The organism is Streptomyces sp. NPDC017890 (genome assembly GCF_044328675.1).
In the GTDB taxonomy this organism is placed as follows: domain Bacteria; phylum Actinomycetota; class Actinomycetes; order Streptomycetales; family Streptomycetaceae; genus Streptomyces.
Window position 1 is genome coordinate 95841 of sequence record NZ_JBIRHU010000023.1, and the last position, 26533, is coordinate 122373.

Consider the following 26533-nt stretch of genomic DNA (forward strand, 5'->3'; position numbering starts at 1 on the left):
ATGAGGTGATCTGAGGTCATGTCGTTGTCCCGGAGGGGAATATACGGCAAATGCCTCGAATGTCCCATCTCGCCTCTCTTCCGTGAGCACCGGCGTCCTCGTCCGGCGGTCCGTGCGCGGCGCGACGGCGCTGCGCGGCGGCCGCTCCTGGCGTCCCACCCCGTACCAGGCCGTCGGTTTCCTGTTCTTCCTGCTGTTGTCGCTGGCGTACTGGGCGGTGCCGCTGTGCTGCGACGCCGGCCAGCACGCGGCCGTCGTCGAGCGCCTGAAGGCCGACCTCCTGCACCCCCGCCACCCGATGGCCGACCTGCCCGGCGCGGGAAGCGCCTACTACTCGCCGTACGCGGTGGCGCAGGGTCTGTTCGCCCGGCTGACCGGGCTGGGCGGCTGGGAGGTGGTGCGGCTGGCCGGGCCCGCGAACCTGCTGGTCCTGCTGACCGGCCTCGGCCGCTTCGTGCGGGTGCTGTCCCCGCGGCCGTGGGCGCCGGTGCTGGCGCTGGGCGCGATGACGCTGCTGTGGGGCACCGAGCGGGCCTGGTGGAGCGGTTACCTCGGGCTGATGTCGATGACGGGCAACCTCGGCTACCCGTCGGCGTTCGCGATCGGGCTGACCTTCTGGGCCTGGGCGCTGACCGGGGCACGGGCGCGGGACGCGCGCCGGGTGCGGTACGTGGGGCCGAGCGGACTGCGCGGCCTGCCCGGGTACGCGGGACTGGGCGCCCTCTACGGCCTGGTCCTCCTCGTCCACCCGATCACGGCGGTGGCGGCGGTGCTCGGCGCGGTGGCGCTGGTGGCCGGATGGCAGCGCGGATGGCGCGGGGCGGTCGCCGGACGGTGGGCGCTGGCGGGCGGCGTGGCGGTGGCGACGGGCGCGGTGTGGCCGTACTTCGACGTGTACGCGCTGGCCGGCGACGACAGTGTGGACGGGATGCACCGGATCCTGTACCTGCACCTGCCCGGGGAGTTCTGGCTGGCGCTGCTCGGGCTGCCGGCGCTGTGGCTGCGCGGACGCCGGTCGCCGCGCGATCCGCTGGTGCTGATGTTCGCGCTGGACTGCGCGGTGGTGGCGTACGGCTGGTTCAGCGGTCACTACACCTACGGCCGCATCCTCGGGCTCACGCTCGTACCGCTCCAGTTCGCCCTGGCCGTGGAGCTGGCGGCGCCCCGGCCGTGGGCGCGGTGGCGCGCGGCGCTGGCCTGGACCACGGCCGCGGGGGCGCTGCTGGGCTTCCTCACGGTCCACGCCGGGGCGGTCGTGCCGCGCCCGCTGGACCCGGTCGGTTTCGAGCAGCCGCCCGACTGGCCGACGTACGAATGGGCGGCCCGGCACATCGGCCCCGGCGAGGTCGTGATCACCGACGGCTACTACGCCGGGCACTCCATCGCCGGGTACGGGCCGAACCTCGCGGCGCCCGCCTGGCCGGACCCGTCGCTGGACGAGCGGGAACGCCGGCGGCGGGTGGCCGACGTCGAGGCGTACCTCGCGCCCGGCTCGACCCGCGCCGAGCGCGCCGCCGTCGTCCGCCGCCACCACGTCCGCTGGCTGCTGCTGACCCGCTGGCGGCCGGTACCCGAGGAGGCGGTGGTGGTGGCGTGGAGCGAACGGACGGGTGAGGTGCTGGCGCGGGTCGGGTGAGCGCCCGTCCGACCGCGGCCGCTCGACGACGAGTCGGCGGCGACGACGGCGACTACTCGATGACGAGGTCGACCGGGATGTTGCCGCGGGTGGCGTTGGAGTAGGGGCAGACCTGGTGGGCCTGCTCGACCAGCTTGCGGCCGGTCTCCTCGTCCACGCCCTCGGGCAGCTCGACCCGGAGGGTGACGGCGAGCGCGAAGCCCTCGCCCTGCTTGCCGATGCCGACCTCGGCGGTCACCGCGGCGTCGCTGACGTCGACCTTCGCCTGCCGGCCGACGAGGCCGAGGGCGCTGCCGAAGCAGGCGGCGTACCCGGCGGCGAACAGCTGCTCGGGGTTGGTGCCCTCCCCGTTGCCGCCCAGCTCCACGGGGGCACCGAGCGCGAGGTCGAGCTTGCCGTCCGAGCTGACGGTGCGGCCGTCGCGGCCGTGGGTGGCGGTGGCGGCGGCGGTGTAGAGCGCGTCCATGGGGAAACCGTCCCTCTTGATCCGAGCGGAAGCGTCGTGGCGACGCCTGACGACGACAAGTAGAGCACGCGATTAAGTTGTGCACAACTTAATTGCGTGCAAAGACCGTCGGTTACCCTGAAGCACATGACCACGCCCGCGACGGACTGGCTCCGCCTGGACCAGCAGATCTGCTTCTCCCTGAACGCCGCCTCGCGCGCCTTCAACGGCGTCTACCGCGTGATCCTCAAGGAACTCGGCCTCACCTACCCGCAGTACCTGGTGATGCTGGTGCTGTGGGAGCACGGGCAGCTGCCGGTGAAGAAGCTCGGCGAGCACCTGCGGCTCGACTCCGGCACGCTCTCGCCCCTGCTCAAGCGGCTGGAGACGGCCGGTCTGGTCCTGCGGGAGCGCAGCGCGCGGGACGAACGCTCGGTGGAGGTGCGGCCGACCGCGCAGGGCGCGGCGCTGCGCGAGCGGGCCGTCGAGGTGCCGCGCCGGATCGCCGCGGCGACCGGCCTGGACCTCGGGGAGGTCCAGGAACTGCGCTCACGTCTCGACCGGCTCACGACCGCCCTGGACGCGTACGCACCCAAGGCCACCGCCGAGTCCTGACGGGTGCGGTGCCCACCGGGCGCCGGATGCCCGATCATGGCTACCGACGACCACTGACGAGGGGACGGCCACACATGACCTGGCTGATCACCGGCGGCGCCGGATACATCGGAGCGCACGTCGTTCGGGCGATGACCGAGGCGGGCGAGCGAGCGGTCGTGTACGACGACCTGTCCACCGGCATCGCCGAGCGCGTACCCGACGGTGTCCCCCTGGTCGTGGGCTCGGTCCTGGACGGCGAGCGGATCGCGCGCGCCCTGACCGACCACGCCGTCACCGGCGTCGTACACCTCGCGGCGAAGAAGCAGGTCGGCGAGTCGGTGGACCTGCCGCTGCACTACTACCGGCAGAACGTCGAGGGCCTGCGCGTCCTGCTGGACACGGTCACGTCGGCCGGCGTCCCGTCCTTCGTCTTCTCCTCCTCCGCGGCCGTGTACGGCATGCCCGACGTCGACCTGGTCACGGAGGAGACACCGTGCCTGCCCATGTCACCGTACGGCGAGACCAAGCTGGCCGGTGAGTGGCTGGTCCGCGCCACCGGCCGGGCGGCAGGCCTGTCCACGGCCGCCCTGCGCTACTTCAACGTGGCGGGCGCGGCGAGCCCGGAACTCGCCGACACCGGCGTCCACAACCTCGTCCCGATGGTCTTCGAGAAGCTGACGGAGGGCGCCGCCCCGCGCGTCTTCGGCGACGACTACGCGACGCCGGACGGCACCTGCGTCCGCGACTACATCCACGTGGTCGACGTGGCCGAGGCCCATGTCGCCGCCGCCCGCGCCCTGGCGGCCTCCCCCGGGCGCGCCCTCACCCTCAACATCGGCCGGGGCGAGGGTGTCTCCGTCCGCGAGATGATCGACCGCATCAACACCGTCACCCGCCACGACCACCCCCCGACGGTCACTCCCCGCCGCCCCGGCGACCCGGCCCGCGTGGTCGCCTCGGCCGACCGCGCCGCCGTCGAACTGGGCTGGAGGGCCAAGTACGACGTCGACGACATGATCACGTCGGCGTGGGCGGGGTGGGTACGGCTGCATCCGGGGTCGGCGCGGGACTGAGACGTCACGGCGATGAACCTTTCCCGCTCCGAACGCGCCCTCGGGGCCGTCATCGGGTCGGCCGTCGGGGACGCCCTGGGCGCGCCCTTCGAGTTCGGCCCGGAGGGCGCCTTCTCCGCCCGCTTCCCCGAGCCGGGCCAGGGTGGCGAGATGTGCGGGGGCGGCGGCTGGGACCCGGGCGAGGCCACGGACGACACCCAGATGGCGGTCCTGGTCGCCGAGTCCCTTCTGGAGCGCGGCGGGCTCGACCTGCCGGACGTCTTCGGGCGGTTCCGGCGCTGGGCCGCCGCCGACCCGAAGGACATCGGCCTGCAGACCGAGGCCGTCCTGGGCTCCGGCGACGCCTGGGACACGGCCGCCGCCCTCCACTTCCAGACCAACGGGCGGGGCGCGGGCAACGGCGCGCTGATGCGGGCCGCCCCGTCCGCCGTCCACTTCGCTCCCCGGGGCCGGGACGCCACCATGGACGCCGCCCGCCGCATCTCCGCGCTCACGCACGGGGACCGCGCGGCCTGGGAGGGCACGGCGGTCTTCCATGAGCTGGTGCGGGTCGCCCTGGCGGGCGACGACCCGCTCACCGCCCTGCCCGGCACCCTGCACGCGGTCCACCCCGACCATCGCGCCCGCTACGCCACCGTCCTCGCCCCCGACTGGCACCCCGACCTGGCGACCGAGTTCAACGGCGCCGTCTGGCCCTGCCTCGGCTCCGCCGTCTGGGCGCTGCGTACGACCACCTCCTACGAGGACGCCGTGCGCGCCGCGATCGACCTCGGCGGCGACACCGACACCGTGGCCGCCGTCACCGGCGGGCTGGCCGGGGCCGTGCACGGCATCACGGCCGTCCCCGCCCACTGGACCGAGGCCCTGCACGTACCGCTGCCGGGGTTCACCGGGCGGGTGCTGCGCACGGCGGAACTGGCCGGTCTCACCCGACTGTTGAGCGGCTGAGAGGCGACGCCCACGATCACCCGGGAGTAAGGACCTGTTCGCGCACGCATTGTGGACCGGGGTTGACATGCGGCCGACCCGCCACGAGGAGAGTGGGCACGGTCTCATTGCCACCGTTGGCTGATCACACCGCTGCTGCTCCAGCCGAGTAGAGCCGCCGGTGACCAACGCCGACGCTCAGACGGACGATTCCCGCTCCACGGGGAAGCGGAATTCGTCGGTGCCCCTCGTAGCCGACCGCGGGTACTGTTCTGGTGTCGAAGCAGAACAGGAGCCAGTATGCACGCTCTGCCTCAAGACCACACCGGCGCCCGGATCGCACGCCTGCGCCGGGAGCGCCACCTCACCCAAAGAGCCCTTTCCGACCTCGCAGGGGTCCCCTACAGCACGCTGACGAAGACGGAACAAGGAGTCCTGCCCGCCACTCCACACATCGTCGCCGCGTGCGCGCGAGCCATGCGAGTGGAGGTCGCGACGGTCATGGGCCAGCCCTACGTGAGTGAGCTGCGCGCGGACGAACTCGACGTCCTGATAAGGCCCATCCGGGAAGCACTGGACGTCTACGACCTCGGCCCCGATCCGGACATCCGCCCCCGCCGTCCCGAGGAGTTGCTGAACGATGCGGAGGCGCTGTGCGCCGCCGTTCGCGCCGGTGAGATCAAGCGGGCCGCGACCGACGTTGCCGGCCTCATCGAGGAGGCAACGACCGCGGCTCACGCCAACGGCACCACAGAGGGCTGGCTCACCCTCGCATCCTTCTACCGGACGGCATACGACGTCGCCGCGAAGCTGGGCTTTCCAGACCTTGCGCAACTGTCTCTGACCCGCGTGGACTGGGCCGCACAGCGCGGGTCCGACGGTGTCCTCGGCGGCATGTACCAGTACCTTCGCGCCCTCACCTACTTGCGAGAGGGCAAGTACCGCACTGGTCAACGGCTCGTGTCACTGGGCCTGTCCACACTGCGGCAGGCGGAGGAGTCCCGGGCGCGGGAGGTCGTCACAGGGCAGTTGCACCTCGGCGCGGCGGTCATGGCCGGCCGGGCGCACAACGAGTACCAGGCTCTCGAGCACCTGGGCGAAGCCGAACGGATCGCCGCCGGGACGGGAGAGTCGGTACAGGTGCACTGGCTCGCCTTCGGACCGACGAACGTGAAGGTCCACCGCGTCTCGGTTTTGACCGAACTAGACAAGTACGGTGAAGCCGTCGAGGCAACGGACGGTCTGTCCATCCCTGGCGACTGGCCCAAGTCGCGCACCAGCCACCACTTCGCCGAAGTCGCCCGCGCCCAGATGTGGACGGGCAAGATCGACGCATCCTTCAAGAGTCTGCTCATGGCCAGGAAAACGGCTCCGCAACAGGCCAAATACCACCCGACTGTGCGGGAGACCTACGCCGGTCTCGAAGCCGCTCACCGTCGGCTTCCCGAGAGCTTCCTCTCGTACGGTGCTTGGCTCGGACCTCTGACGTCACACTGAACAGCCTCAGAACTCACCGTCACCCTTTGGCCCCGACTATCACCAACTCGTGATAGTTGGGGCCTAGTTGTGTCAGCACCATGTCGTCACTGCCCATTTCGACATGGAGCCGACCATGACGACGACACCTGGGGTGGCCCACGAGCGCACCTGTCGACGCGCTCTTGCCGACACTGCCCCCAAGCAGCGAGTCATCACGACCTACCGCCCGGGCGGTGAGGTGATGAACGAGCGATTCAAGGTGGCCCTCCGTCGCGGTGATGAACCGCCCCGTCGTGAGGACGCGTGCCGGGTGGGCGCCATGCGCCGCGTCGCCGCCGCACGGCTGAGGTACTGCGGTCTCCAGGCCATGACGAACGACGTCGTGATCATCGTCTCGGAGCTGCTGACCAACGCACTACTGCACAGCGGTGCCTCGGAGATCAGGCTGACCATCACTTTCGTCAATGATTCGCTGCGCATCGCAGTGCACGACGGCGTGCCTGGACAGGCCACACCGAGAGCGGCGGACCACGACAACGACGAGTCCGGGCGTGGCCTGGTTCTCGTCGACGCTCTGGCGAAGGAATGCGGCGGTGAGTGGGGGACCAGTGACGCCGGCGCAGAGACCTGGTGCCACCTCCCCGTGTCCACCGAGGAGCGGCCGTGACCGCCTTGGCCACCGTGCTCCGGACCCGGTGCGCCCCGCCCTCGGCGGCCGTCAAGGGCATGAAGGAGGCAGCGTGACCGTGCCACCGCTCCCGTACAGCCCGTTCGGGAAGACGAGAGACAAGCGTCCGTTCCTGCACACCTCGTCCGCATACGGCCTGGTCCCCTTCATCACGCAGCGGGAAGGCGAGGAAGAGGCACCGGACAACCTCGTCATCCGTGAACACGCTCCCGGCCGGCGTCGCCTGCATTACACCGACGAGGATCCGGCTCGGGACCGGGACATGCGCGGTGTGCTGGTGGCGCGGTGCTCGTTCAACCCGTGCGACGAGGGCGGACGGATGACGGGCGAGCCTCAGTGGAAGATGATCCACCCGCACCGGCAGATCATGACGATGCAGAACATGCGCTGCCAGGTCTGCGCCGAACCCGCACGGACCCGTCTCGGTTACATCTTCCTCGCCGGCCCCAAGGACCACGACCCGGAAGCGCCGACGGTTCTGACGAACCAGCCGCCGGTCTTCCTGAAACACGCCCGTGCCGCCGCCGTGCTCTGTCCGCACCTCGAAAGAAACCCGATGGTGTTCCTGGCCCGGAGCGCGCCGCTGTACGGAGTCCAGGGCACGCTCTACGGTCCCGGAGCCGACGGGGTGCATGCCGTGGCCCGGCCCGCCGATCCCGTGCCGTACGGGCATCGGAGCCTGTCGACCTTCCTCGCATCGCAAGTGATCCGTCGCCTCGGAGCGTTCCGCGTCGTCGACCTGCGGCAACTGCTCCGCAGTCTGAGGACGGCCTGCTAGTCACCGTCCGAGGGGCGGAGCCTCGGCACGTCTCGAAGCGCCGCCCCGAACCAGCAGCTCGGCACCTGCCTGGCCGAGCTGTATCACGCCCATCACCCACAACCCCCTCCAGGAGCCATAGTGACGACCACTGCAGCGCAACTCACTGCCGTCCGCCCGTGGGGAGCCGGCCGTCTCGCGCCGTACCCGACCACCGTCCGCCGCCCGCACGCCACAGTCGTCATCGACCCGACCACGCAGCTCGGGGTCTTCCGCGACCGCTGCGGACAGGTGGTCGAAATGGGCAAGCACGGCACCAGCTCCGGCACCGAGACCTCCACGACCACGAACTCGGACTCGGCGAACGACCAGGGCCACGACCAGGACAGCCAGCAGGACTGATGGACTTGACCGAGAAGGGACCCGTTCTGGTGGCCACCGAGGCGGACGACATCACCGCTGACATGGTGATCACCGAGCTCAACCGGCGGAACGTCCCAGTGGTCAGGTTCAGCCCTGCCGACATCGGCGCGGGCCTGACGGTCTCGGCCCGGTTCGGCACCTGCCCGGCCCCCGTGGTCGGGCAGGTGCGCACCCGGTCGCGAACCGCCGACCTGACCCAAGTGCGAGCGGTGTACTGGCGCCGCCCCACGTGGCCCGCCTTCCCGCACCACAGTGACGACGATGCGCGGCTCGCGGCTGCCCAGGTCCGATACGGTCTCGGCGGCACGCTCTACTCCCTCGACGGGCCGTTGTGGGTCAACCACCCACTCCGCAACGCCGCCGCCGACTACAAACCCGCTCAACTCGCTGTCGCACAACGGCTTGGACTCCCTGTGCCACCAACGATCGTCACCAACGATCCGGGTGAGGCCCGGCAGTTCATCACCAGCCACGCCGCGGTCATCCACAAGACGCTGCGGTGGACCCCGTATCAGCGAGACGGCGTGCCCGTGACCGCGTGGGCGGAACCGGTCACCGCTGCCGAGATCGACGACAGTGTGAGCGTGACACCACATCTGTTCCAGGCTCGCGTGAACAAGGTGGCCGACGTTCGGGTGTTGGTCGTCGGCTCACGGGTGTTCGCCGTACGGATCGACTCGAGCCTGCTGGACTGGCGCAAGGACTACTCCGCTCTCTCCTACACCGTGGTAGGCCTGCCCGACCACATGGACAAGGCGCTGCGCGCATACCTGGACCACTTCGGGTTGATGTCCGGGAGTTTCGACCTGGCGGTGGACCGGTCGGGTGACCACTGGTGGCTGGAGCTGAACCCGAACGGCCAATGGGCCTGGCTGGAGGAGAAGACCGGACTGGCAATGTCCGCCGCATTCGCCGACCTGCTGACACAAGGAGAAACTCCATGACCGACACCGCGCCCGAGCGTCGAGCCCTCGTCGACCGGCTGGAGAAGGCCGGCATCCTCAGAACCTTCCAGTGGCGGGACGCGGTGGAGGCCGTACCGCGAGAGCTGTTCCTCCACCCTGGCGTGTTCCTGCCTGTGGACGGTGGACGATGGCGGTCAGTCAGCGCGGTCGGAGCCGACCCGATGGAATGGACACGCATCGCCTATCGCGACGAGTCCCTGACCACACAGCTCGACGGCCACCTGACCGCTGATCAGGCCGGTGATCTGGTGTCGGGCGTACCCACGTCGTCATCCACGACCCCGGTCACCGTGGTCGGCATGCTTGAGGAGCTGGACGTGAAGGAGGGGCATCTCGTGCTGGAGATCGGCACGGGTACCGGATACTCCTCGGCCCTGATGTGCCACCGTCTCGGCGAGGACAACGTGACGACCGTCGAGGTGGATCCGGGGGTAGCCGCCCGTGCGGACGCGGCGCTGGAGACGGCCGGATACTCGACGTGGACCGTCACCGGGGATGGGCTCCTCGGCCACCCACGCCGCGCCCCGTACGACCGCGTCATCGCCACCTGCGCCGTCCGCCGCATTCCCCACACCTGGATCAGGCAGACCAGGCCGGGCGGGACCATCCTGGCCACCCTCGGCTCCTGGCCCTACGGCACCGGCCTGGCGAAGGTCACCGTGGGCGAGGGCGGCATCGCCGAGGGGCGGATCATCAGCCGCTCTTCGTTCATGCAGGCGCGCTCGCAGTTCACCGCACCGGTGTCCGGCGACCTGTCCGCGCGGACGGCCTACGCCGACAGCGAGCGGGAGACGAAACTGCCGCCCACGATGCTGGACGAGTGGATGCCCGCCTTCCTCACCCAGCTCGCCGCTCCCGGGGCACAGTTCACCCGCGCAACGACGAGCGACGGCAGACCGCTCCTGTACGTCTTCGACCCGGACCGCGAGTCCTTCGCCGAGTTCGTCGCGAACAACACCGGGTGGGCTGTCCGCCAAGGCGGCCCCGTGGCCCTGTGGGACGACATCGAGCAGACGATCGTCGCATGGCAGGACGCGGGGAGCCCCGACATCAGCGCCGTACGGCTTCGTATCACCGACAGGTCCCACACGTACTGGATCGGCGACCAGCCGGCGCTGCGCTGGCAGCACCGCATCGCCTGACAGCCGTTCGTCTCCGAGCTCGGCGGACCTCACTCGTGCACCGCGTCTGAAGCACCACTGTCAGACCCCGACCCGCCTCACAACGCCTTGAGCCCCTCCGCCGTGGCCCGCGCCAGTGCCCCCAGGTAGCCCTTCGGCGGTTTCGGGCCGCGGACGACCACCGAGCGCCAGTACAGCGGGCCCGAGATCAGGTCGAGGGCCAGGTCGGTGTCGAGGCCGGCGGCGATCTCGCCACGCTGTTCGGCCGCCGCGAGGATCTTGCTGGCGACGCCGTCCTGGCCCTCCCGCAGGGTCTTCTGCATGGCCTCGGCGATGTCGGGATTGCGGGCCGCCTCCGCCTGGAGGTCGGGGATGATCTGCGAGGCCACCGGGTGGCGCAGGGCGCGGGACGTCACCTCGTACAGCAGCCGCAGGTCGCCCTCCAGGGACCCGGTGTCGGGCGCGGGCAGGCCCTGCACGGCGAGCGCGGAGACGATGTCGAGCACCAGGTGCAGCTTGGAGCGCCAGCGCCGGTAGACGGCCGTCTTGCCGACGCCCGCGCGGCGCGCGATGCCCTCGATGGACATCCGCGCGTAGCCGACCGCCGCGAGTTCCTCGAAGACCGCCGCCCGGATGGCCTCCGTCACGTCCTCGCGGAGCACGGCCGCCCCGGCGGGAGCCCGGCGGCGCGGGCGCGGCTGCGGGCCGTCGGCGTTGGTCGTCATGCCAGCCAAGCATAGGGGCGTCACGACGGAACGGTTGCGTTCCGACGTCACCACGCCCTACGCTCACGTCACGACGATACGGTCCCGTCCCGACGTGAATGAACGCGCAAGGTCACTCAGGTGAACGACGGGCGCCGTCCCCCTCCTCCCGAGCTGAAAGCAGCGGATGTGAGCCAGGTCCTCCACACACCGCCCCCCGCACCGGCCCCGGCCGCCGCCGACCACGACCTCGCGGCCCTCGCCGCCCGCCACGGTCTGTCGGTCAGCGGCGCCCGCCCCTCCCTGCCGGCGTACGTCCGTCAGCTGTGGGCGCGCCGGCACTTCATCACCGCCTTCGCCACCGCCAAGCTCACCGCCCAGTACAGCCAGGCGAAACTGGGCCAGGTCTGGCAGGTGATGACACCCCTGCTCAACGCGGCGGTGTACTACTTCATCTTCGGCATGCTGATGAACACCAGCCGGGGCGTGGAGGACTTCGTCCCGTTCCTGGTCACCGGCGTGTTCGTGTGGACGTTCACGCAGAGCTCGATCATGGCGGGCACCAAGGCCATCTCCGGCAACCTCGGCCTCGTACGCGCCCTGCACTTCCCGCGGGCCGCGCTGCCGGTCTCCTTCTGCCTCCAGCAGCTCCAGCAGCTGCTGTTCTCGATGGCCGCGCTGCTCGTCATCCTGCTCGCCTTCGGCGTACCGCCCGCCGCGTCCTGGGTGCTGGCGGTCCCCGCGCTGGTCCTGCAGTTCACGTTCAACACCGGCGTGTCGCTGTTCATGGCCCGGGTCGGGTCCAAGATCCCCGATGCCGCCCAGCTGATGCCGTTCCTGCTGCGCACCTGGATGTACGGCTCGGGCGTCATGTTCAGCATCGACCACATGACCGGCCCGGACAGCGGCCTGCCGTCCTGGGTCGGCACCGTGCTCCAGCTCAACCCCGCCGTCGTCTACATCGACCTCATGCGCTTCGCCCTGATCGACACGTTCGACGGGAGCCACCTGCCGCCCCACGTGTGGGCGCTCGCGGTGGGCTGGGCGCTGGCCGCCGGGATCGGCGGCTTCATCTACTTCTGGAAGGCCGAGGAGACGTACGGTCGTGGCTGACAACACGCACAGCAAGCAGAAGGGCGAGCGCGTCCCCACCGTCGTCGCCGACGGCGTCGACATCGTCTACCGGGTCAACGGCACCGGCGCCGGCCGGGGCTCCGCGACCGCCGCCCTCAACCGCATCCTGCGCGGCAGGAAGGCCGAGCAGGCGGCGGGCGTGCGCCGGGTGCACGCCGTGAAGAACGTGTCCTTCGTGGCGTACCGGGGCGAGGCGATCGGCCTGATCGGCACCAACGGCTCCGGCAAGTCGACCCTGCTCAAGGCGGTCGCCGGCCTCCTCCCGGTGGAGAACGGCCGCATCTACACGGACGGCCAGCCCTCCCTCCTCGGCGTCAACGCCGCCCTGATGAACGACCTCACCGGCGAACGCAACGTGCACCTGGGCGGCCTGGCGATGGGGATGTCCCGCGCGCAGATCAAGGAGCGCTACCAGGAGATCGTCGACTTCTCCGGGATCAACGACAAGGGCGACTTCATCACGCTGCCCATGCGCACGTACTCCTCCGGCATGGCGGCCCGGCTGCGCTTCTCCATCGCCGCGGCCAAGGACCACGACGTCCTCCTCGTCGACGAGGCGCTGGCCACCGGCGACCGCTCCTTCCAGAAGCGCTCCGAGGAACGCATCCGGGAACTGCGCAAGCACGCCGGCACGGTGTTCCTGGTCAGCCACAGCAACAAGTCCATCCGCGACACCTGCGACCGGGTGCTGTGGCTGGAGCGCGGTGAGCTGCGCATGGACGGGCCGACGGAGGAGGTCCTGAGGGAGTACGAGAAGTTCACCTGATTCTCGCGAGGAGGCTCCGGCGTTCACGCCGGGGAGGAATCGCCTCCGGATGGTGCGACGCGGAGCGTCGCCGCGTCCGGTTTCGGGCGCGGGGCTTCGTCGCCCGAGGCCTGAAGCCCCGCCACTGGTCCCCTTCGCCCGGAAGACGCACCCACGGTTAACCCTTTTGCCCGTTTAGTGCCATTATGGCCGGACGGACCGAACAGGAGTACCGGGAGCGACGACGCGAAGGAGTCCCCGCGATGTCCGAGACCCCCGAACTCAGCGTCATCGTCCACGGCCCCAACATCCAGGACCACCTCCCCGCACTCCTCGGCTCCCTGGCCGCCCGCCCCGTCGCCGGCGTCGAGGTGGTCGTCGCCGCCGTCGGGGACTGGGCGCGGGAGACCGCCGAGCGGCACACGCCCGCGTTCACCGTGCTGCCCCTGCCCGGCGGGGCCCGCGACTCGGCGGCCCGCTCGGCCGGGGCGGCGCGTGCGTCGGGCCGGTGGCTGCACTTCGTGCACGCCAAGGACGGGCTGCCCCCGGGCGCCCCGCGCACGATCGCCGAGCACGCCGCGAACCTCCCCGACACCGTGGACGTCCTGCTCTTCGACCACGTCCGCAGCACCTGGCGCGCCTCCGGCCTGCCCTCCCCCGACGGCCCCCGCCTCGCCCGCGCGGGCCGCGCCGGCCTCGCCCTCGACGACCGCGCGGCGCTGCTCGAAGTGAGCCCGCTGCTCGGCAACCGCGCCGTGCGCGCCGGCTTCTGGCGTGCCCACGCACGCCTCCTCACCACCGACGACGAGCCGTTCGCCGCGTACGCCGCGCTGCTGCTCGCCGGTCGCGTCGCCTGTCTGCCCCACCCGGCGTACGAGGACCGCCGGCTGCGCCCGGAGAGCCTCCCGCCCCTCACCCCGGAACGGCGGTACGCCATGGTCGAGCGCTTCGAGACGCTCCTCGACCTGGCCGCCGGCCGCCCGGCCGCCCACGCCGTCCTGTACGAGCTGATGATCCGCGACTGCCTCCGCGCCTTCGCCGGCTCCGGCATGCCGGACGACGTCGCGCGGGAGTTCTTCCACCGGGCGTCCCTGGCCGCCCGGCACCACCGCCCCGACGGCCACCGGCGACCGGCCGGCCTCGAAGGCGTGCGCCGGTCACTGCTGGAGGAGGACGCCTGCGCCGGGTACCGCGCCCTGCGGGCAGCCAACCGCACCCGCCGCAGGGTGCGGTCGGCGGTGCGCGCCGGCAGGCACCGGGCCGGGACGCGGCTGCGCTCCCTCCAGTACCGCGGGGCACTCGCCGGGCCGGTCGATCCCCACCTCGCCGTCTTCTCGGCGTACTGGGCCCGCGGTGTGGCCTGCAACCCCGCCGCGATCGCCGCCAGGCTCGCCGAACTCGCGCCGAGCGTCCACCCGGTGTGGGTGGTCACCTCGGCGGGCGCGGCCCTGCTGCCGCCCGGCACCGACCACGTCGTCCCCGGCACCCGCCGCTACTGGGAGGTGCTGGCCCGCGCCAAGTACCTCGTCAACAACGTCAACTTCCCTGACTCGGTCGTCAAACGCCCCGGCACCGTCCACGTCCAGACCCACCACGGCACCCCGCTCAAACGCATGGGCCTCGACCAGATGCCCTACCCCGCCGCCGCCCGGGGCCTGGACTTCCAGGCCCTGCTGGAGCGCGTCGACCGGTGGGACTTCAGCGTCTCCGCCAACAGCCACTCCACCCGCATGTGGCAGCGGGCGTACCCGTCCCGCCACGTCTCCCTCGACCACGGCTACCCGCGCAACGACGTCTACTACACCGCGGGCGCCGACGACGTCCGCGCCGTCCGCGAGCGCCTCGGCATCGCGCCCGGCCACCGGGCGGTCCTGTACGCGCCGACCCACCGCGACTACGAGGCCGGCTGGACCCCACGCCTGGACCTCGCCGCCCTCGCCGACACACTCGGCGAGGAAACGGTCCTCCTGGTGCGTGCCCACTACTTCTACGAGGGCCCGGCCTCCCCGCACGCCTCCCCGCCGGCCGGCCTGCGCCGCACCGGCCGGGTCATCGACGTCTCCTCCTACGAGCCGGTCGAGGAGCTGTGCCTGGCCGCCGACGCGCTGGTCACGGACTACTCGTCGATCATGTTCGACTACGCCAACCTCGACCGCCCGATCGTGATCCACGCCGACGACTGGGAGACGTACCGCACCACCCGCGGCGTCTACTTCGACCTGACGGCCGAGGCACCGGGCCCGGTCGCCCGCGACCAGGCGGAACTGACGGAGATCCTCACCACGGACGCCTGGCGCGACGAACGCGCGGCGAAGGCGCGGGCCGCCTTCCGGCGCCGGTTCTGCGAGTACGACGACGGCCGCGCCGCCGAACGCGTCGTACGCCGGGTCTTCCTCGGCGAGGACGAACGGACGCTGCCCCCCGTACTGCCGGTCGAGGAACGCACTCCCGCGCCGAGCCCGGAGGAGGCGACCGCGTCATGAGCACGTCCACGGGCTCCCCGACGAGCACCCCCGACGTCACCGTCACGGTCATCGTCTACAACGACGCCGAACGCCTCCCCCGCGCGGTCGCGTCCGTCCTGCGCCAGACCCACGCGAACATCGAGATCGTCATCAGCGACGACCACTCGACGGACGCGACCGAGGACGTGGCCCGCCGCCTCGCGGCCCGCGACCCCCGCGTCGTGTACCTCCGCCTGCCCGAGAACAGCGGCGGCTGCAGCGCCCCGCGCAACCGCGCCCTGGAGATCGCGCGGGCGCCGTACCTGATGTTCCTGGACAGCGACGACGAACTGCCCGAGCGCGCCGTGGAGGTCCTGCTCGCCGCCCACCGCGCACGCGACCTCGACTTCGCGATGGGCGCGGTGCACCGGATACGCGTGGACGGCGGACGCCGCACCACCTGGATGCCCGACCTGGTCGCCGAACGCCGCACGCTCGACGGCATCGAGGCCGACCCACGGCTGTTCTTCGAGCACCTCGCGACCAGCAAGATGTACGCCCGCGCCTTCCTCGACCGGCACGGCCTGCGCTTCCCCGAGGGCATCCACTACGAGGACCAGCTCTTCTCGGCGCAGGCGTACTGCCTGGCCAAGACGTTCACCATCGTCCCGGAGCCCGTCTACCGCTGGTACGTCGCCCCGTACGCCGCCTCCGACGCGGCCTCCATCTCCAACCAGCGGTACAAGCTGACCAACGTCCGCGACCGCGTCCGCGTCCAGCGCCTCATCGACGCGTTCCTGGCCGACAGCGGGTACGAGTCGCTGCGCGAGGACAAGGACTTCAAGTTCCTCAAGCACGACTTCCGGATGTACGCGGGTGACCTGCCGTACCGGGACGACGCGTGGCTCGCGTCCTTCGCGGACATCGTGAACCCGTACCTCGACACGCTGGCCCCGGGCGCCTGTGCCCGCCTCCCCCGCGCCGAACGGGTCGTGCTCCAACTGGTCCGCGACCGCCGGCTGTCCGACGTACGGGAGGCGGCCCGCGGCCTCGGGTACGACGTGGCACCCCGCCGGACCACGGCGGACCCGGCGGACGGCCGCACCTACTGGGGCGAGGAACTCCCACGCTCCGGACAGGCCCGCCGCGAACTGGACCTGACCGGCCTGGACCTGGACACCCGCCCGTTCTTCAGCGCCCGGCTCCGCCACGAGATCACCGGGATCGCGCGCGGCCCCGGCGCCTCGATCGACCTCGCCGTCCGCACCTACGACCCGGCGCTGCGCCTCCCGGTCGGCCCCCAGCGCGCCACCCTCCACCTCTCCCCGGGCCGTCGCCGCCTGACCGTCTCCTTCTGCCTCTCCCCCGTCCGCCCCGGCATTTTCGAGGGCCGCGTGCGCCTGGACCTGGCGTCCGTCCGCCTCCCCCTCCACGGCTTCGAGGGCGTCCGCCACCCCGTACTGCGCCTCCACCACCAGGGCCGGACCCACACGGGCATCCTCCTCGCCCCCCTGTCCTTCCCGGCGCTGACCGCCCGCGTCCCCTACCGGGGCGGCGCGACCCCCCACCGGGTCACGGTGGAACCCGAGGGCCACAACCCGGGGCGCCTCCAGCTCCGCTGGCAGCCGGTGGGCAGTACGGCGACACTGATCCGCCCGACAGCGCGCCGACTGGCCACGCCCCGGGTGAAGCGCGCGGTCCGCCTGGCGGCGAGCCTCCTGCGCTGACCTCGTACGACCGCTGCACCCACCCCACCGCCGCGCCGCGACACCCGACGCCCGCGTCACCCCACCACCGCGTCACCGCGACCCGCCTCACCCCACCACCGCGTCACCGCGGCCCACGTCACCGCGTCACCGCGTCACCGCGTCACCGCGTACAAGACCTCCCCACCCGGCCCCCGAGCCACCACCCTCAGCCCCTCGACCCCCCGAAGCCCCGCCCCCCGGTCCACCACCCACCGCACCCCGTACTCCCGCACGATCCGCGCCCGCACACTCCCCACCGCCCCCTCCGCGAAAAACGCCCGCACCGCCGCCACCCGGGCCCCCTCGTCCCACAGGAAGAAGTCGGGATACCCCGGGGCCACGGTGTACGCCCCGTACGCCGGGATCTGCCGTGCGGGAAACTCCCTCGCCATGACCACGTCCCCGTACCCCACCCATGGCGTGATCCAGTGGTATCCCTCCCACGGCTCCCGGTACTTCTGCTCGACCACCCTCGGCAGCGCCCCCCGCCCGACCACGTACCCGAGCGTCCCCGCCTGCCCCCACGCCCCCACCGCCAGCGCCGCGCCCAGCACGCACGCCCACCCGGCCCGCACCGCCCGGCGCCCGGGCTCCACCGCCTCCAGCGCCACCGCGACCTGCGCCGGGATCAGCGCGGCCGGCAGCACCCGCCCCCACGACCAGTGCCCGCTCACCCCACCCGCCAGGAAGACCACCGCGCCGAGTACGAAGAACAGCACCAGCGCGTCCCGCCGGTCGCGCCACCACCGCATCCCCAGCGCCGCCACCCCCACCAGCACCAGCCAGTACCGCCCGAGCAGGTCCCGGTACAGCGACCGGTGCACCGCGTCCATCCCGTCCCCGGCACCGAGCAGCGCGAAGAAGTCGTAGTACGGCCAGACCCACAGCACCATCACACCCAGCGCCAGCCCCGCCGCCGATCGCCCCCACACCTCCCGCCCGGCCCGCGCCGCCACCACGACGGCGAGCACGCCCAACGACGCGACGACACCCGAGAACTGGTGGACGAGCAGGATCACCGCCCACAGCACCCCGCACCCGAGCCGGACCCCCAACCCGGCCGGCCGCGCCAGCCACGCCCACAGATGGAACGAGAGACCGAGCGCGAGCACGCTCGGATACGCCACCGTCAGGGCGAGCGAGTGGAGCCCGAGGAAGCCGCTCCAGCTGAACTCCGCCGTGCCCCACAGCAGCACCAGGCACAGCAAGGCGAGCAAAGGCGCCGCCGGCCGCGCGCTGAGCACACGTACGTACCGCCACACCCCCGTCACGAGCGTCGCCAGCGCCGCCAGCGCCCCGAGCCGCAGGACGACGAAGACGGAGGCCCCGGTCACCTTCGCCACGCAGCCGAGCAGCACCGTCCACGGCGAGTAGTACGGGCTGGGCGTGTCCGCGTCGACCAGTGGATTGCCGGGGTGGAGCAGGCTGTGCCGCAGGCGTTCGACGGTGGCCGCGTGTATGCCCAGGTCACCGGCCCAGGGCAGCCGGACGACCACCAGGAGCAGCAGTAGCAGGAGGACGAGCGCGGCGACGCGTGTCGTCCAGAGGCGCCCAGTCACGCGGTCACTTTATACGGGACATTCCGGCAACCCGGACATAAAGGCGCCCCGGGCCTTCGCAGGCCCGGGGCGCCTCGTCCGGCTGTGCCGCTACGGCGTCACACCGTCAGGCGTGTGTGCGCAGCAGCGTCCGCATCGTCCGCATCGCCACCGACAGGTTGGCCAGGTCGAAGGCGTCCGAACCGCGGATCTCCTCCAGCGTGGCGCGGGCCCGGCCGAGGATCGCCGCGTTCTTCTGCTCCCACGCCTTGAACCGCTGCTCCGGCGTCGACGTGCCGTTGCCCGCCGCCAGGACGTCGGCGGTGAGCGACGCGTGCGCCGCGTACAGGTCCTCGCGGATCGCCGCGCGGGCCATGGACTGCCAGCGGTCGGTGCGGGGCAGGTCGCTGATGCGGTCCATCAGCTGGGTGACGCCGAGCCGATCGGCGAGGTCGTAGTACACCTCGGCGACCTCCAGCGGCTCCTTGCCCATACGGTCGGCCACCGACACGATGTCCAGCGTCGGGAAGGCCGAGGAGAATCCGGCCACCCGCGTGGCCGGCTCGTCCGGGACGCCGGCTGCGGTCAGCTCGTCGTAGATGTGCTGGTACCACTCCGCGTCCGCGCCGCGCAGCAGCTTGGGCAGCTGCGACCAGACCTGCTCGACGCGCTCGGCGAAGAAGTCGACGGTCTCGGCGAGCTGCAGCGGCTGCGGCCGGTTGTTGAGCAGCCAGCGCGTGCCGCGCTCGACCAGGCGGCGCGAGTGCAGCCGGATGCGGGTCTGCACGCCGGCCTCGACCGTGGTGTCCAGGTCCTCCACCGCGTCCCACACCGGGGCGGCGCGGAAGATCGCCCGGGCCGCGGTCTGCGCCCGCACGATCTCCTCCAGCGACGCGCCGGTCTCCTCCCGCATCCGGTGCAGGTACGTCGTGCCGCCCGTGTTGACCGTGTCGTTGACCAGGACGGTCGTCGTGATCTCGCGGCGCAGCGGGTGGCCGTCGATCCGGTCGGGGAACTGCTCGCGCAGCGCCGTCGGGAAGTAGGCGTGCAGCAGGCCCTTGAGGTACGGGTCGTCGGGCAGCGAGGTGTGCAGCAGCTCCTCGGCGACCGTGATCTTCGTGTATGCCAGCAGCACGGCCGTCTCCGGGCCGGTCAGGCCCTGGCCGGTACCGAGGCGCTCGCGGATCTGGCGGTCCGTGGGCAGGAACTCCAGGGCCCGGTTGAGGTGGCCCTCCCGGACCAGGTGGCGCATGAAGCGCTGCTGGGCGTGGAGCATGTCCTTGGACTGGGCCAGCGCGTTGGCGATCGCGGTGTTCTGCGCGTAGTTGTTACGCAGGACGAGCGCGCCGACCTCGTCGGTCATCTCGGCGAGCAGCTTGTTGCGCTGCTTGACGGTCATGTCGCCGTCCTTGACGAGACCGTTGAGCAGGATCTTGATGTTCACCTCGTGGTCGGAGGTGTCCACGCCCGCGCTGTTGTCGATGGCGTCGGTGTTGACCCGGCCGCCGTGCGTGGCGATCTCGATCCGGCCCAGCTGGGTCAGGCCCAGGTTGCCGCCCTCGCCGACGACCTGGACCCGCAGGTCCTTGCCGTCGACGCGGATGGCGTCGTTGGCCTTGTCGCCGACGTCGCCGTTGGACTCGGTGGACGCTTTGACGTACGTACCGATGCCGCCGTTCCACAGCAGGTCCACCGGCGAGGTCAGGATCGCCTTCATCAGCTCGGCCGGGGTCATCTTGGTGACGCCGGGCTCGATGCCGAGGGCCTCGCGCATGTGGGCGTTGACCGGGATCGACTTGGCCGTGCGCGGGAAGACGCCGCCGCCCGCCGAGAGCAGCGCGGTGTCGTAGTCCGCCCACGACGAGCGCGGCAGCTCGAACAGGCGGCGCCGCTCGGCGTACGAGGTGGCCGCGTCCGGGGTGGGGTCGACGACGATGTGCCGGTGGTCGAAGGCGGCGACCAGGCGGATGTGCTCGCTGAGCAGCATGCCGTTGCCGAACACGTCGCCGGACATGTCGCCGATGCCGACGACGGTGAAGTCCTGGGTCTGGGTGTCCACGCCCAGCTCCCGGAAGTGCCGCTTGACGGACTCCCAGGCGCCGCGGGCGGTGATGCCCATGCCCTTGTGGTCGTAGCCCGCGCTGCCGCCGGAGGCGAAGGCGTCGCCGAGCCAGAAGTTGTAGGACTCGGCGACCTCGTTGGCGATGTCCGAGAACTTCGCGGTGCCCTTGTCCGCGGCGACGACCAGGTAGGTGTCGTCCTCGTCGTGGCGGACGACGTCCGCGGGGTGCACGACCTCGCCGGCCACCATGTTGTCGGTGATGTCGAGCAGCGCCGAGATGAACGTCCGGTAGCTGGCGATGCCCTCGGCCATCCAGGCGTCGCGGTCGACGTTCGGGTCGGGCAGCTGCTTGGCGACGAAGCCGCCCTTGGCGCCGACCGGCACGATGACGGTGTTCTTCACCATCTGCGCCTTGACCAGGCCGAGGATCTCGGTGCGGAAGTCCTCCCTGCGGTCCGACCAGCGCAGACCACCGCGCGCGACCTTGCCGAAGCGCAGGTGCACGCCCTCGACGCGCGGCGAGTACACCCAGATCTCGAACGCCGGGCGCGGCGCGGGCAGGTCGGGGATGGCCTGCGGGTCGAACTTCATGGAGACGTAGTCGTGCGGTTCGCCGTCGCTCGTCTTCTGGAAGAAGTTGGTCCGCAGCGTCGCCTTGATGACGGTGAGGAAGGACCGCAGGATCCGGTCCTCGTCGAGGCTGGCGACCTGGTCGAGGGCCGCGTCGACCTCTTCGAGCAGGGCGTCGACGATCTCGCGCCCGGCCCGCTGCCGTTCGGGGGCCATCCGCGCCTCGAACAGGGAGACGAGCAGCCGCGTGGTGTGGACGTTGTTGCGGAGGGTGTCCTCCATGTAGTCCTGGCTGAACGTCGAACCGGCCTGCCGCAGGTACTTGGCGTACGCGCGCAGCACCATCGCCTGCCGCCAGGTCAGCCCGGCGCTGAGGACGAGGGCGTTGAAGCCGTCGTTCTCCGCCTGGCCGTTCCAGGTGGCGGCGAAGGCCTCCTGGAAGCGCTCGCGGGCGTCGTCACCGAGGTAGTCGGCGCCGCCGGCCACCGACTTCGGCATGCGCAGGCCGAAGTCGTAGATCCAGGCCGTGGTGCGGTCCGCGCAGCGCAGGTCGTACGGCCGCTCGTCGGTGACCTCGACGCCGAGCCGGCTGAGCACCGGCAGCACGGCGGACAGGGAGACCGTGCCGCCCTTCTGGTAGATCTTGAACCGGCGCTCCTCGGGCGCGGCGCCGACCGGCTCGTACAGGCTCAGCGCGAACGTCCTGTCCTCGTCGAGCCGCTCCAGGTGACCGAGGTCGGCGACCGCGGAGCGCGGGCCGTGGTCGGCCTTGTAGCCCTCGGGGAAGGCACTCCCGTAGCGGCGCATCAGCTCCGCGGAGCGCTCCTCGCCGACCTCGGCGGTCAGCGCCTCGGCGAACCCGTCGGCCCAGGAACGGGCGGCCTCGACGAGGCGTGCCTCGATGCGCTCCTTGTCGGCGTCGGACAGCTGCGGCAGCTCGGTGCCCTGCGGGACGCGGACCACGAAGTGCAGCCGGGACAGGATCGACTCGGTGTTCCAGGCCGTGAAGTCGACGCTGGTGCCGCCGAGCTCCTCCTTGAGGATGTCGATGATCCGCAGCCGGACACCGGTGGTGTAGCGGTCGCGGGGGAGGTAGACGAGGGCCGAGTAGTAGCGCCCGTACTCGTCCTGCCGCAGGTAGAGCCGGAGACGGCGCCGCTCCTGGAGGTAGAGCACGGAGGTGACGATCGGCTCCAGCTCCTCGACCGGCATCTGGAACATCTCGTCGCGCGGGTAGGTCTCCAGGATCTGCAGCAGGTCCCGCCCGTCGTGGCTGTTGGGCGAGAAGCCGGCCCGCTCCAGGACCTCCTCCACCTTGCGCCGGACGACCGGCACCCGGCGGACGGACTCGGTGTAGGCGGCGGAGGAGAACAGGCCGAGGAAGCGACGCTCCCCGACGACGTTGCCCTGCTCGTCGAACTTCTTGACGCCGACGTAGTCCAGGTACGACGGCCGGTGCACGGTGGCCCGGCTGTTGGCCTTGGTCAGCACCAGCAGCCGGTGCTCGCGGGCCTTGGCCCGGGCGTCGGCGGGCAGCCGCTCGAAGGACGGGCTGACGGGGTGGCTCTCGTCGGCCGCGTGGTGCGGGTCGGAGCGCAGGATGCCGAGGCCGGTGCCGGCGACGGCGGCGAGTGAGTCGTCGCCGCGCAGCTGGTACTCGCGGTAGCCGAGGAAGGTGAAGTGGTCGTCGGCCAGCCAGCGCAGCAGCTCGCGGGCCTCCTCCAGCTCCCGCGGGGGGAGGTCGCCGGGAGCGGGCTCCGTCGGCAGCTGCTCCGCGATGCGGACGGCCGCGTCCCGCATCTTGCCCCAGTCCTCGACCGTCTCGCGGACGTCGTTCAGGACCCGCAGCAGGTCGGCGGTGATCTGCTTCAGGTCGCCGCGGTCGGTCTCGCGGTCGAACTCGACGTGGATCCAGGACTCGACGTGCGCGTCGTGCGGGAGGTCGGCGGAGGGCCCGCCGGTGAGCACCTCGACGAGCTTGCCGGTCACGTCGCGCCGCACCACGATCAGCGGGTGCACGACGACGTGGATGCCGCGCCCCTGCCGGGTCAGCTCGTTGGTCACGGAGTCGACGAGGAAGGGCATGTCGTCCGTGACCACCTCGACGACGGAGTGGCTGCACGTCCAGCCGTTCTCCTCGACCGTCGGGGTGTGCACCCGCACGTTCGCCGTGCCCTGCGGACGGTTCTCGGCCAGCCGGTAGTGCGAGACGGCGGCTCCGAAGACGTCGACCGGGTCGCGGTCGGCCAGGTCCTCCGGGGCGGTGTGCCGGTAGTAGCGCTGGAGGAACGCGAACACGGATGCGTGGTCCGGGGTGCCCGGGGTGCTCTTGCCCGTCGTCCCGGTCGGTAGGTGCCCCCCGACCGGGCTGTTCTCAGCTACCCGCGCAGCCCTTTCGAGCAGCTCGGCCTTGGCTTCGTCCAGCTTGGTCTGCATTGTCCTCTGACTCCTGTCGCGCGCCGTTGCGTGACGTAGAAGGAAGTACGGTCTCCTGCCTTCCGGCATGACGTCGGGACACGGGGTGTCCGGTCTGTTCCGACGCTATGCCGCAAGGCGCGAAGAGCGGGGGCATATCAGCCAATGTCGCCGCGCCCGCCGGGTGTGACGTCGCTCTCGCCGCCACCGTCCGGGGGGTGCGCGGCGCCGTACCGGGGGCCTTCGATGCCCCGTCCCGCCCGCGAAGACCAGCGACCGCCGCCCGGACACGGATGTCGTCGTCCGTGCGCACCGGGCGCGGGGCGGGGGCACCAGTGCCCCCGCGAGCTATCGCGCTGATCACGCCACAAGGCTATCGCTCCCCGCGGGGCTCCCGTCACGAGCCGTATGTGTACAAAACCAGGGCCGAAACTTTGACGTTTTGCACAGAACCACTCCCCCCGGCCGACGGCGGCTTCACGCCGCCAACCGCTCCGCCTCCGCCACCGCCTCCCCCAGGGTGTCCACCACCGGCACCCCGGCGCCCTCGAGGCTGGCCCGGCTGTGCGATCCCCCGGTGTACAGCACCGCCCCCGCCCCCACGTGCCGCGCGGCGACCGCGTCGTCCGCGGCGTCCCCGATCACCACCGTACGAGCCGGCTCCACCCCGGCCCCCGCCAGCTCCGCGAGATGCCGGACCATGTGCTCGGCCTTGCTGCCACCGGACGGCCCGGTGCGCCCGTCGACGCGTATGAAGTGCGCCTCGATCCCGAACCCCTTGACCAGCGGCACCAGCTCGTCATGGCCGTACATGCTGAGGATCGACTGACTGCGCCCCGCCGACCGCCATCCCGCGAGCAACTCCGCCACCCCCTCGGCGAGCCCGCACCGCACCCGGTGCTCGGTGTAGTGGCGTTGGAAGGTCGCGTCCATGACCTGCCACTCGGCGTCGGTGGGCAGCCGCCCCATCAGCCGCTCGTAGAACTTCGGCACCGGCACGCAGTACAGCGCCCGGTACTGCTCCAGCGTGATCGACGCCAGTCCCAGCTCGGCGAAGGCGGCGTTCGTCGCCCCGATGATCGCGTCGTTGTCGTGGAACAGCGTCCCGTTCCAGTCCCAGACGATGTGCGCCCCTGTCTGCATCCCCATGCCCAGAAACGTACCCGCCGCCACTGACAGTCGAGGCGGGGACCACCGCGGCGGGTCTTCAGCGACCGGTTCCCACCAGGTTCGGGATCTCCTGCGTCGCGTACCACAGCAGCTCGTGGTCCTCCGTCCCCTCCACGACGGACCGGGCGTCGTCGTCCCCGCCGTCCGCCGCGGCGAGGGCCTCGGCCGCCGCGGCCACGTCCGCCTCCGCGTCGGCGGAGTCGACGTGCACCGAGGCCACCTCGGCCAGCCGCAGAGGGCCGGCGAGCAGCACCTCGCCCAGCGACGCCGGGGCGTCCTCGTGCCCCTGGTCCGGGTCGCCCTCGAGCCCCCGGCCCGGGCCGGCCGAGGCCGCGCCGTCGGCCACGTCGGCGGCGACCACGACCCGGCGCCGCGCCGTGTCCGCGTCGGCCGCCAGCTGTCGCAGCGAGGCCAGCGCGGCCCGGTTCAGGGCGGCGTACTCCAGCTCCTCGATGTCGTCCGAGAGGCACCACTCGCGCAGCGCGGGTGTGACGGCGTAGGCGGCCAACGGCCCGGTCCCCAGTTCTCCCGTCCTGTGCGCCTCGGCGAGGCCGGCGAGGGTCAGGGGGACGTAGACGCGCATGGGACTTCCGCTTTCGTGGTCGGGAGCTCCACCGGAGGCCTCGGACGGCCTGGGGTGACGTGGGGTGACGTGGGGTGCCGGGTCGGCCTGGACGAGCTTCAGGATACGTGCGGGTGTCCCCTTTCGGGTCCCCACCCATGGCGTCCGACACGTCCACCCCGGGCCCCGGAAGTCACCCGGTGCACCCGCTGCGTCCCGGGCTCCGCGGCCTCCCTGGTCACTCTGATAGGTGAATCTCCCGACCCCCTCGGCGCGGCCGCCCTCTCCTTGCCGTCGCCCCGCACCACCCCGTACAAGATCACCGACCGCGAAGTTACTGCCCGGTATCGCCCGGGCCGCCGAACGGGGACCCCCAATGCGCAAGGTCATGACCCGGACCCAGCTCCGCCCGAGCAGCCCGCCCCTCCGCACGCCGGACGGCTCACCCGTCCCCGCCCCTCCCCGCGGGGACGGCGGCGATCCCACGTCCCGCCCACCGGGCACGGCGCCGCTGGGCACCCCTGCCGGCGCTCCGTCGTCCCGCGCGGCCGGCGGAGCAGCGGCCCGCACAGCCGCCCACGCCCCGGCCCGCACAGCCGCCGACGCCCCCTCCCGCACGGCCACGGACGCCCCCTCCCGTGCGACCGGCGGTTTGCCGCCCCGTAGGCCCGGCGGGAGCGTCGTGCGGGCCGCGGCGCCCGGTGGCCGGCCGCCTGGCTCCCCGGGCAGGGCCGCGCGGGCCCGTACGAGGCCGGCGGACACCCGCCCGGCCTCGGCCGGCCCGGGCAGGACCACCAGGACGGCTCCCCGCACGGCGGCGGGTGCCCCCCTGACCGGCGGCCCCGCCGCACCGCCCGCCGCACCCTCCGTGCGCGGGACCGCTCCGGCCCCCTCAGCGCCTCTCGTCCCCGCCCGGGCCCCTCGCCGCCCCGTACCGCAGCTCCGCCCCACCGACCGTTTCGCCGAGCTCCTCCTCAACGTCCTGAGCGGCCGGCGCCCCGTCCACTCGATGCTCCGGCACACCGCCGGGCGTGCCTACGACGAACTGGCCCACCTCGCCGAACGCGGTCCCCTGCGCACCCGGGGCACCCTCCCCGTCGTCCGCGACATCGGATACTTCGAGCCCCGGCCGGGCGCCTTGGAGGTCTTCGCCCGTATCGGTGCGGGTGACCAGCTGCGCGCCATGGCCTTCCGGCTGGAGCAGGGCGGCGATCTGCGCTGGCGCTGCACGGCGGTCGAACTGGGCGGCCCCCGCCGCCCGCACACGGACGACGACTGATCCCACCGGCGAGCGGCGCCGACGACCGGCGCCGGTGACGAACCGGCGCCG

At 71.9% G+C, this 26533-nt stretch carries 21 protein-coding genes; 15 read left to right on the forward strand and 6 right to left on the reverse strand.

The features are described 5' to 3' along the window. Positions 1 to 82 precede the first annotated feature (82 nt). The gene (locus tag ACH4F2_RS27785; protein WP_398135482.1) at positions 83 to 1636 is read left to right on the forward strand and encodes a hypothetical protein; all 1554 of its coding nucleotides are present in this window, start codon (positions 83 to 85) and stop codon (positions 1634 to 1636) included. Between the two features lie 52 nt (positions 1637 to 1688). Here ACH4F2_RS27785 and ACH4F2_RS27790 read toward each other — a convergent pair whose 3' ends face one another. Beyond that, a complete protein-coding gene (locus ACH4F2_RS27790) occupies positions 1689 to 2102 on the reverse strand; it encodes an organic hydroperoxide resistance protein (RefSeq protein ID WP_398135483.1) in 414 nt (137 codons plus the stop codon). A gap of 126 nt (positions 2103 to 2228) precedes the next feature. Here ACH4F2_RS27790 and ACH4F2_RS27795 point away from each other — a divergent pair, with 126 nt between their 5' ends. The 9 genes from ACH4F2_RS27795 to tgmC all read left to right on the forward strand — a co-directional run bounded on the left by ACH4F2_RS27795 (position 2229) and on the right by tgmC (position 10132). Continuing rightward, on the forward strand, positions 2229 to 2696 hold the full coding sequence (locus tag ACH4F2_RS27795) for a MarR family winged helix-turn-helix transcriptional regulator (RefSeq protein ID WP_398135484.1): 468 nt from the start codon (positions 2229 to 2231) through the stop codon (positions 2694 to 2696). 74 nt (positions 2697 to 2770) lie between these two features. Further along, entirely contained in the window at positions 2771 to 3751 is a 981-nt protein-coding gene (gene galE / locus ACH4F2_RS27800; protein ID WP_398135485.1) for a UDP-glucose 4-epimerase GalE, read from the forward strand. A 12-nt stretch (positions 3752 to 3763) separates the two neighbouring features. Further along, positions 3764 to 4699 (forward strand): ADP-ribosylglycohydrolase family protein, encoded by a 936-nt coding sequence (locus ACH4F2_RS27805; RefSeq protein WP_398135486.1) that lies wholly within the window; start codon positions 3764 to 3766, stop codon positions 4697 to 4699. Between the two features lie 279 nt (positions 4700 to 4978). Beyond that, entirely contained in the window at positions 4979 to 6175 is a 1197-nt protein-coding gene (locus tag ACH4F2_RS27810; protein ID WP_398135487.1) for a helix-turn-helix domain-containing protein, read from the forward strand. Positions 6176 to 6290: 115 nt separating this feature from the next. Next, entirely contained in the window at positions 6291 to 6824 is a 534-nt protein-coding gene (locus ACH4F2_RS27815; RefSeq protein ID WP_398135488.1) for an ATP-binding protein, read from the forward strand. 73 nt (positions 6825 to 6897) lie between these two features. Continuing rightward, positions 6898 to 7623 carry a hypothetical protein gene (locus ACH4F2_RS27820; protein WP_398135489.1) on the forward strand — a complete coding sequence of 242 codons (726 nt, stop codon included), beginning with the start codon at positions 6898 to 6900 and terminating at the stop codon, positions 7621 to 7623. A 120-nt stretch (positions 7624 to 7743) separates the two neighbouring features. Next, complete coding sequence (gene tgmA / locus ACH4F2_RS27825; protein WP_398135490.1) at positions 7744 to 8004, forward strand: putative ATP-grasp-modified RiPP; 261 nt, start codon at positions 7744 to 7746, stop codon at positions 8002 to 8004. A gap of 5 nt (positions 8005 to 8009) precedes the next feature. Then, complete coding sequence (tgmB, locus tag ACH4F2_RS27830) at positions 8010 to 8969, forward strand: ATP-grasp ribosomal peptide maturase (RefSeq protein ID WP_398135514.1); 960 nt, start codon at positions 8010 to 8012, stop codon at positions 8967 to 8969. Next, positions 8966 to 10132 carry an ATP-grasp peptide maturase system methyltransferase gene (gene tgmC / locus ACH4F2_RS27835; protein ID WP_398135491.1) on the forward strand — a complete coding sequence of 389 codons (1167 nt, stop codon included), beginning with the start codon at positions 8966 to 8968 and terminating at the stop codon, positions 10130 to 10132. The genes tgmB and tgmC overlap by 4 nt, the downstream gene beginning before the upstream one ends. 77 nt (positions 10133 to 10209) lie before the next feature. Here tgmC and ACH4F2_RS27840 read toward each other — a convergent pair whose 3' ends face one another. Beyond that, complete coding sequence (locus ACH4F2_RS27840; protein ID WP_398135492.1) at positions 10210 to 10836, reverse strand: TetR/AcrR family transcriptional regulator; 627 nt, start codon at positions 10834 to 10836, stop codon at positions 10210 to 10212. Between the two features lie 168 nt (positions 10837 to 11004). Here ACH4F2_RS27840 and ACH4F2_RS27845 point away from each other — a divergent pair, with 168 nt between their 5' ends. The 4 genes from ACH4F2_RS27845 to ACH4F2_RS27860 all read left to right on the forward strand — a co-directional run bounded on the left by ACH4F2_RS27845 (position 11005) and on the right by ACH4F2_RS27860 (position 16865). Continuing rightward, entirely contained in the window at positions 11005 to 11928 is a 924-nt protein-coding gene (locus ACH4F2_RS27845; RefSeq protein WP_398135493.1) for an ABC transporter permease, read from the forward strand. Continuing rightward, positions 11921 to 12715 (forward strand): ABC transporter ATP-binding protein, encoded by a 795-nt coding sequence (locus tag ACH4F2_RS27850; RefSeq protein ID WP_398135494.1) that lies wholly within the window; start codon positions 11921 to 11923, stop codon positions 12713 to 12715. Before ACH4F2_RS27845 ends, ACH4F2_RS27850 begins: the two co-directional genes overlap by 8 nt. A gap of 242 nt (positions 12716 to 12957) precedes the next feature. After that, on the forward strand, positions 12958 to 15177 hold the full coding sequence (locus ACH4F2_RS27855; protein ID WP_398135495.1) for a CDP-glycerol glycerophosphotransferase family protein: 2220 nt from the start codon (positions 12958 to 12960) through the stop codon (positions 15175 to 15177). After that, positions 15174 to 16865: a glycosyltransferase family 2 protein gene (locus ACH4F2_RS27860; protein WP_398135496.1), complete on the forward strand. Its 1692-nt coding sequence runs from the start codon at positions 15174 to 15176 to the stop codon at positions 16863 to 16865. The genes ACH4F2_RS27855 and ACH4F2_RS27860 overlap by 4 nt, the downstream gene beginning before the upstream one ends. Positions 16866 to 16999: 134 nt before the next feature. Here the strand turns inward: ACH4F2_RS27860 and ACH4F2_RS27865 are convergent, their stop codons facing one another. From ACH4F2_RS27865 to ACH4F2_RS27880, 4 genes are all read right to left on the reverse strand, one after another. Beyond that, positions 17000 to 18445 (reverse strand): hypothetical protein, encoded by a 1446-nt coding sequence (locus ACH4F2_RS27865; RefSeq protein ID WP_398135497.1) that lies wholly within the window; start codon positions 18443 to 18445, stop codon positions 17000 to 17002. 106 nt (positions 18446 to 18551) lie between these two features. Then, on the reverse strand, positions 18552 to 23492 hold the full coding sequence (locus tag ACH4F2_RS27870; RefSeq protein WP_398135498.1) for an NAD-glutamate dehydrogenase: 4941 nt from the start codon (positions 23490 to 23492) through the stop codon (positions 18552 to 18554). Between the two features lie 456 nt (positions 23493 to 23948). After that, positions 23949 to 24620 (reverse strand): HAD family hydrolase, encoded by a 672-nt coding sequence (locus ACH4F2_RS27875; protein WP_398135499.1) that lies wholly within the window; start codon positions 24618 to 24620, stop codon positions 23949 to 23951. Positions 24621 to 24678: 58 nt separating this feature from the next. Further along, entirely contained in the window at positions 24679 to 25224 is a 546-nt protein-coding gene (locus tag ACH4F2_RS27880) for a DUF6912 family protein (protein WP_398135500.1), read from the reverse strand. Between the two features lie 631 nt (positions 25225 to 25855). Between ACH4F2_RS27880 and ACH4F2_RS27885 the strand changes: the two genes are divergently transcribed. After that, positions 25856 to 26482 carry an Rv3235 family protein gene (locus tag ACH4F2_RS27885; RefSeq protein ID WP_398135515.1) on the forward strand — a complete coding sequence of 209 codons (627 nt, stop codon included), beginning with the start codon at positions 25856 to 25858 and terminating at the stop codon, positions 26480 to 26482. Positions 26483 to 26533: the final 51 nt, after the last annotated feature.